The 7,474-nt window shown below is 62.4% G+C and carries 5 protein-coding genes and 1 pseudogene; all 6 read left to right on the forward strand.

Annotated elements, in window-relative coordinates; translation table 11 throughout:
* Window positions 1–185: 185 nt before the first annotated feature.
* Window positions 186–794 (forward strand): YqiA/YcfP family alpha/beta fold hydrolase, encoded by a 609-nt coding sequence (locus tag ACE04F_RS01830; RefSeq protein WP_305497232.1) that lies wholly within the window; start codon window positions 186–188, stop codon window positions 792–794.
* Window positions 795–835: 41 nt separating this feature from the next.
* A complete protein-coding gene (parE, locus tag ACE04F_RS01835) occupies window positions 836–2,740 on the forward strand; it encodes a DNA topoisomerase IV subunit B (RefSeq protein WP_486104333.1) in 1,905 nt (634 codons plus the stop codon).
* Window positions 2,740–3,725: pseudogene (locus ACE04F_RS01840) on the forward strand (esterase-like activity of phytase family protein). Before parE ends, ACE04F_RS01840 begins: the two are co-directional and overlap by 1 nt.
* Window positions 3,722–4,243, forward strand: coding sequence for a retropepsin-like aspartic protease family protein (locus tag ACE04F_RS01845; protein ID WP_486104335.1), 522 nt, complete (start codon window positions 3,722–3,724; stop codon window positions 4,241–4,243). Before ACE04F_RS01840 ends, ACE04F_RS01845 begins: the two are co-directional and overlap by 4 nt.
* Before the next feature lie 10 nt (window positions 4,244–4,253).
* A complete protein-coding gene (gene parC, locus ACE04F_RS01850) occupies window positions 4,254–6,518 on the forward strand; it encodes a DNA topoisomerase IV subunit A (protein ID WP_305497226.1) in 2,265 nt (754 codons plus the stop codon).
* A 177-nt stretch (window positions 6,519–6,695) separates the two neighbouring features.
* Complete coding sequence (locus ACE04F_RS01855; RefSeq protein WP_305497225.1) at window positions 6,696–7,400, forward strand: PqiC family protein; 705 nt, start codon at window positions 6,696–6,698, stop codon at window positions 7,398–7,400.
* Window positions 7,401–7,474 lie beyond the last annotated feature (74 nt).

Here is a 7,474-nt window from a genome sequence, read left to right on the forward strand (position 1 = left end):
CCCCCCCCCAAGACCGGGTACCGTGTTCTATCAATTGGAACGGGCGTTGCTGCTCCAGGGGCTACTGCGTAGCCCAGCGGGAGCAAGCTCCCTCGCCACGAAGACGGAGGGGTATTCGAAACCGCCCAAACTTCCACAAACTCCCTGTAAACTCCGGCCTTTGCCCAGCACCCAGGGAGTTGCCCATGTCGGGTTCGATCCTTTATATCCATGGCTTCAACAGCGCCCCGGCGTCGACCAAGGCCTGTCAACTGACCGAAGTGATGACGCGCCTCGGGCTCGGCGACCAGTTGCGGGTGCCGGCCTTGCATCACCATCCGCGCGAGGCGATTGCTCAGTTGGAGCAGGCGATCACAGAACTGGGGCGGCCGCTGCTGGTCGGCAGCTCGCTCGGCGGCTACTATGCGACTCACCTGGCCGAGCGCCATGGCCTCAAGGCCCTGTTGGTCAATCCGGCGGTCAGCCCGCATCGGATGTTCGACGGTTATCTGGGCACGCAGAAGAATTTGTACACCGACGAGACCTGGGAGTTGACCCACGACCACGTGACGGCCCTGGCCGAGCTGGAAGTGCCGGCGCCCCGGGATCCGCAGCGGTTTCAGGTATGGTTGCAAACCGGTGACGAAACGCTGGATTATCGCCACGCCCAGCAGTATTACCGTGCCTGCGCGTTGCGTATCCAGGCCGGCGGCGACCACAGTTTCCAAGGGTTTGCCCAGCAATTGCCGGCGCTGTTGAGTTTTGCCGGCATTGGCGCCGATTTGTACCAGGCGATCGACTTCACCTCGCTGTGAACCATTGCCTCTATTTCACTGAACACTGACGACGAGACCCCATGGCCACTCCCAGCGCTAGCTCCTATAACGCAGACGCCATCGAAGTCCTCTCGGGCCTCGACCCGGTGCGCAAGCGCCCCGGCATGTACACCGACACCAGTCGGCCGAATCACCTCGCCCAGGAAGTCATCGACAACAGCGTCGACGAAGCCTTGGCCGGGCACGCGAAGTCGGTGCAGGTCATCCTGCACGCCGATCATTCATTGGAAGTCAGCGATGACGGCCGCGGCATGCCGGTGGACATTCACCCTGAAGAGGGTGTGTCGGGCGTCGAGCTGATCCTCACCAAGCTCCACGCCGGCGGCAAGTTTTCCAACAAGAACTACCAGTTCTCCGGCGGCCTGCACGGGGTGGGTATTTCCGTGGTCAACGCCTTGTCGACCCAGGTGCGGGTGCGGGTCAAGCGTGACGGCAACGAATACCAGATGACCTTCGCCGATGGCTACAAGGCCACCGAGCTGGAAGTGGTCGGCACCGTCGGCAAGCGCAACACCGGCACCAGCGTGTTTTTCGCCCCGGACCCGAAGTATTTCGATTCACCGAAGTTTTCCGTCACGCGCCTCAAGCACGTCCTCAAGGCCAAGGCGGTGTTGTGCCCGGGGCTGCTGGTGAGTTTCGAGGACAAGGCCACCGGCGAGAAGGTCGAATGGCACTACGAGGACGGCCTGCGCTCGTACCTGGTTGATGCGGTCAACGGTTTCGAACGCCTGCCCAACGAGCCGTTCTGCGGCAGCCTGGCCGGTAACAAGGAAGCCGTGGACTGGGCGCTGCTGTGGCTGCCCGAGGGCGGCGAAAGCGTCCAGGAAAGCTACGTCAACCTGATCCCCACCGCCCAGGGCGGCACCCACGTCAACGGCTTGCGTCAGGGCCTGCTCGATGCGATGCGCGAGTTCTGCGAATTCCGTAACCTGCTGCCCCGTGGCGTCAAGCTGGCGCCGGAAGACGTCTGGGAGCGCATCGCCTTCGTATTGTCGATGAAGATGCAGGAGCCGCAATTCTCCGGCCAGACCAAGGAGCGCCTGTCGTCCCGCGAGGCGGCGGCGTTTGTCTCCGGGGTGGTCAAGGATGCCTTCAGCCTTTGGCTCAACGCCAACCCGGAAACCGGCCTGGCCCTCGCCGAACTGGCGATCAGCAACGCCGGACGTCGCCTCAAGGCAAGCAAGAAGGTCGAGCGCAAGCGCATCACCCAAGGGCCGGCACTGCCGGGCAAGCTCGCCGATTGTGCCGGGCAGGACCCGATGCGTTCCGAGCTGTTCCTGGTGGAAGGTGACTCCGCCGGTGGCTCGGCCAAGCAGGCGCGAGACAAGGAGTTCCAGGCGATCCTGCCGCTGCGGGGCAAGATCCTCAACACCTGGGAAGTTGACGGCAGCGAAGTGCTGGCCAGCCAGGAAGTGCACAACATTGCGGTGGCCATCGGCGTCGATCCGGGCGCCGAGGACATGAGCCAGCTGCGTTACGGCAAGATCTGCATCCTCGCCGACGCCGATTCCGACGGCCTGCACATCGCCACCTTGCTCTGCGCTTTGTTCGTCCAGCATTTCCGCCCGCTGGTGGATGCCGGCCATGTCTACGTGGCGATGCCGCCGCTGTACCGTATCGACCTGGGCAAGGAGATCTACTACGCCCTCGACGAAGCCGAGCGCGACGGCATTCTCGATCGGCTGGTAGCGGAGAAGAAACGCGGCAAGCCGCAGGTCACCCGATTCAAAGGCCTGGGTGAGATGAACCCGCCGCAGTTGCGCGAAACCACCATGGACCCGAACACCCGTCGCCTGGTGCAATTGACCCTGGACGATTTCGAAGCGACCTCGGAAATGATGGACATGTTGCTGGCGAAAAAACGCGCCGGCGACCGCAAGAATTGGCTTGAATCCAAGGGTGATCTGGCCGAGGTCCTGGCCTGATGCGCAACGGTTTCGCCCTGGCGTTGTTGCTGTGGGCGGGGGCGGTGTGCGCAGGGCCGGCGCCAGAACTGAAGCTGCTGTCCGAGCACGTCGTCGATGGCATGCGCGGCGGCAATCTCTCCGGGCTGGCCTTGTGTGGCAAGCAGATGTGGACGGTGTCAGATCGCGACGACGATCTGATCTATCGTCTCCAACCTTCCGATGCCCGGGCCTGGCAGGCCGAGGCTGTGGCTATCGAGGTGCCGGCCGTGCCGGAGAATGATCTGCCCTGGGGCTTGCAGTCGCGAACCTGGGCGGCGTCGTTCGTGCGCGGTGGCGAACTGGACTACGAAGGCATCAGTTGCGACAGCGCCGGTCAGCGTTATCTGGTCAGTGAGTCCCACGCCGCCGTGCTGAGAATATCGCCGACAGGCGAAGCGTCCTGGCTGAAAATCACCCCGACCATGCTCCGCCAGGCCCGGGGCAGCGGCATGCTGCTGCATTTTAATGCCCTGTTCGAAGGTGTGGCGGTCAACCCGGCTGGCGATCAGCTATGGCTGGCCGCCGAACGGGAGCGTCGTGGCCTGGTGTTGCTCAAGCGCCAGCAAACGGTGTGGGATTGCGACGGCAATTGCGTATTGTTGAGCGAAGCGGGGCAGGAGATGCAGCCGGCGCAGTATCCCAAGGCCAAGGCGGTTTCCCGGGATTTCGCCGATCTGTCATTGTTCAACGGCAAGCTGTTTACCCTGGAGCGAAACGCCTATCAGGTCTGCCGGCGTGACCCGCAGACCGCCAAGGTCGAGCGCTGCTGGTCATTTGCGGCCGAGGCATTGCAGGACGACCGCCGTTATCCACAGCCCTTCGGCCTGGTCGAGGGGGGGTCGTCGACGCCGACGGCGCCTGGGTCGGTGTAGACAACAACGACGGTGCGCGGGCTGACGGCGAGCAGCGGCCGGTTATCTGGCGCTTCGCCGCGCCCGAGGGTGGCTGGAGTGCCGCGCCATGAGCCAGCAACCACCGGGCAAGCGCGCTGGCCGGGTACTGATGATCCTGGCCTGGTGCGCGGCACTGTTTCTGGCAACGCGGTTTTTTGCCCAGTGGGAGCAGCGAGAGCTCAACCCCAATGCCGAGGTGCATTCGCAGAAGGGCGAAGGTTTTATCGAGGTAAAGCTGGTCGGCAACCGGCAGGGACATTTTGTCGCCAGCGGCCAGATCAACGGCCAACCGGTGGACTTCATGCTCGACACCGGGGCCACCGACGTAGCGATCCCGCAGGAACTGGCCGAGCGCCTCAAGCTGGAAAAAGGTCTTGGCGTGAGGTTGAGCACCGCCAACGGTTTGAGCGAAGGCTACCGCACCCGCATCGACCGGCTGCAATTGGGTGACATCGTGTTGCGTGATGTCCGTGCCCTGGTGGCGCCAGGCCTGGAAGGCACGCAAGTGCTGCTGGGCATGAGCGCCCTGAACAAACTTGAATTTACCCAGCGCGACGGCACCATGCTGCTGCGCCAGACAACGAACTGATGAGGCCCGCATGAGCGACATTCTTGCAGACAGCTTGGACGGCGTAGAACGCCGATCGCTGGCTGACTTCACCGAAAATGCCTACCTCAATTACTCCATGTACGTGATCATGGACCGCGCCTTGCCGCATATCGGCGACGGTCTTAAGCCGGTCCAACGGCGGATCATCTATGCCATGAGTGAGCTGGGGCTGGACGCCGATTCCAAGCACAAGAAGTCGGCGCGTACCGTCGGTGACGTGCTCGGCAAGTTCCACCCCCACGGCGACTCGGCCTGCTATGAGGCCATGGTGCTGATGGCCCAGCCGTTCAGCTATCGCTACACGCTGGTGGACGGGCAGGGTAACTGGGGTGCGCCGGACGATCCCAAATCCTTCGCGGCCATGCGCTACACCGAGGCGCGCCTGTCGCGCTATTCAGAAGTGCTGCTCAGCGAGCTGGGCCAAGGCACCGCGGACTGGGGGCCAAACTTTGACGGCACCCTCGATGAACCCCTGGTGTTGCCGGCGCGTTTGCCGAATATCCTGCTCAATGGCACCACCGGCATCGCCGTAGGCATGGCCACCGACGTGCCGCCGCACAACCTGCGGGAAGTCGCCACGGCGTGCGTGCGTCTGCTAGACGAGCCGAAAGCCACGGTGGAACAGCTCTGCGAACATATCCAGGGCCCGGACTACCCGACCGAAGCGGAAATCATCACGCCGCGTGCCGATCTGCTGAAGATCTATGAGACCGGTCGCGGTTCGGTGCGCATGCGCGCCGTCTATCACGTCGAAGACGGTGACATCATCGTCACCGCGCTGCCGCATCAGGTTTCCGGGGCGAAAGTCCTCGAGCAGATTGCTGCGATGATGCAGGCAAAACCGTCGAAAGCGCCGCAGGTGGCTGACTTGCGCGACGAATCCGACCACGAGAACCCCTGCCGCATCGTGATCATCCCGGTGAACAGCCGGGTCGACCACGACGCGCTGATGCAGCACCTGTTCGCCAGCACCGATCTGGAGTCCAGCTATCGGGTGAACATCAACATCATCGGCCTGGACGGCAAGCCGCAGTTGAAAAACCTGCGGGCATTGCTCGTGGAGTGGCTCGAATTCCGGGTCAAGACGGTGCGTCGACGCCTGCAATTCCGTCTGGACAAGGTCGAGCGTCGCTTGCATCTGTTGGACGGCTTGCTGATCGCCTATCTCAACCTCGATGAAGTGATCCACATCATCCGCACCGAGGAACACCCCAAGGCCAGCCTGATCGAGCGCTTCGCCCTCAGTGAAATCCAGGCCGACTACATCCTCGACACGCGCCTGCGCCAACTGGCCCGCCTGGAAGAAATGAAGCTGCGTGCCGAGCAGGATGAATTGCTCAAGGAACAGGCCAAGCTGCAAGCCTTGCTGGGCAGCGAAGCCAAGCTGAAGAAACTGGTACGCACCGAGTTGCTCAAGGACGCCGAAACCTATGGCGATGACCGTCGTTCGCCGATTGTCGAGCGTGCCGAGGCCAAGGCCCTCAGCGAGCACGATCTGTTGCCGAATGAGAAAGTCACCGTTGTACTGTCGGAAAAAGGCTGGGTGCGTTCCGCCAAGGGCCATGACATCGACGCCGCCGGGCTTTCCTATAAAGCCGGGGACGGCTTCAAGGCCTTGGCGCCGGGGCGCTCGAACCAGTTCGCGGTGTTCATCGACTCCACCGGACGCAGCTATTCGGTGCCGGCCCACACCTTGCCATCGGCGCGAGGCCAGGGTGAACCGCTGACCGGACGATTAACACCTCCACCGGGTGCAACTTTTGAATGTGTGCTGATGCCTGATGATGACGGGCTGTACGTTATCGCGTCGGACGCCGGCTACGGATTCGTCGTCAAGGGTGAAGACCTGCAAGCCAAGAACAAGGCGGGCAAGGCGTTGTTGAGCCTGCCGAACAACGCCAAGGTCATTGCCCCGCGCCCGGTCAGCGATCGCGATAACAACTGGCTGGCTTCGGTGACGACCGAAGGTCGGTTGCTGGTGTTCAAGATCAGCGATCTGCCACAGCTTGGGAAAGGCAAAGGCAACAAGATCATCGGGATTCCTGGCGAACGGGTGGCGAGTCGCGAGGAATTTGTCACGGATATTGCAGTGTTACCCGAAGGTGCCACGCTTGTGCTGCAGGCTGGAAAGCGTACGCTTTCACTGAAAGCGGACGATCTTGAGCATTACAAAGGTGAACGCGGTCGGCGGGGCAACAAGCTTCCAAGGGGTTTTCAGAGGGTGGATGCACTGCTCGTCGAAAACCTCAATTGACCGTGCTAGAGGGCTCGGTCTGCGATTAAAAGCCGCAGATCGGAACTTTGGCGCTGGAGTCGGAACGCATATTCACGGATGATAGGCCCTTTCAAGCGCCGGCGTGGCCGAGCGTTCTTCATAATGACCGAGTATTTTCACTGTGGTAAGCCTTGTGGCTGCCACCTGGACGGGACGATGACTGCTCTGCGCCTACCTATTTTGTGGCTCGCCGGCCTGCTTGGCCTGGCGGGTTGCAGCATGCACCAGCCGGTGTCGCTGTATCAGCTGGACAGCGGTACCCCGGCCCAGCCTGCGCAAAGCACAGGCATGGCGGTTTTGCTGGGCCCTGTATTGATTGCCGACTACCTGCAACGCGAAACTCTCCTGCAACGCCAACCGGACGGCAGCCTGCAAGCCGCCACGGACGGTCGTTGGGCCGGCAGCCTGTCCTCGGACATCGACCAGTTGTTGCTGCGCCAGGTCGCCGGTCACCTGGACAGTCAGCGCGTGGTGCTGGCCCCGGCCACCCAAGGCTTCACCCCGGATGTGCAGGTACTGCTGTCGATTACCCGCCTGGATTCGGGTGAATCACAACCGGCGGTACTCGATGCCCAATGGCGGTTGATTGACCGTCGCGGCAAGGTGCGTGAGAACCGCATCGTTCATCTGCAAGAGCAACACGCCGGCACCACGGCGGCGCAGGTTCAGGCCCAGGGTGTGCTCCTGCAGCGGCTGGCCGAGCAGCTGTCCGTCTCGCTCAAGCCTCTGGCCAACCAGCCTCCTATCGCTGAAGTACCGCGCAAGCCCGCGCCTGCGCCGGCCAAGCCGGCAGGCAAGGAAAAGGACAAGATTCCGATGGCCCTGCCGATTCGGACGGACATGGAAGTGTTCCGCTTCTGACGGTTGGTATGGATGCAAGACAAAGCCCGCGTTGATGCTAATGCTGTTCACTTAACAAAATGATGTACCCGTGG

The organism is Pseudomonas sp. AGC41, assembly GCF_057334555.1.

Coding starts and splice junctions, on each gene's coding strand:
- ACE04F_RS01830 (WP_305497232.1), top strand. CDS start 186: ATGTCGGGTTCGATCCTTTATATCCATGGCTTCAACAGCGCCCCGGCG.
- ACE04F_RS01845 (WP_486104335.1), top strand. CDS start 3,722: ATGAGCCAGCAACCACCGGGCAAGCGCGCTGGCCGGGTACTGATGATC.
- parE (WP_486104333.1), top strand. CDS start 836: ATGGCCACTCCCAGCGCTAGCTCCTATAACGCAGACGCCATCGAAGTC.
- parC (WP_305497226.1), top strand. CDS start 4,254: ATGAGCGACATTCTTGCAGACAGCTTGGACGGCGTAGAACGCCGATCG.
- ACE04F_RS01855 (WP_305497225.1), top strand. CDS start 6,696: ATGACTGCTCTGCGCCTACCTATTTTGTGGCTCGCCGGCCTGCTTGGC.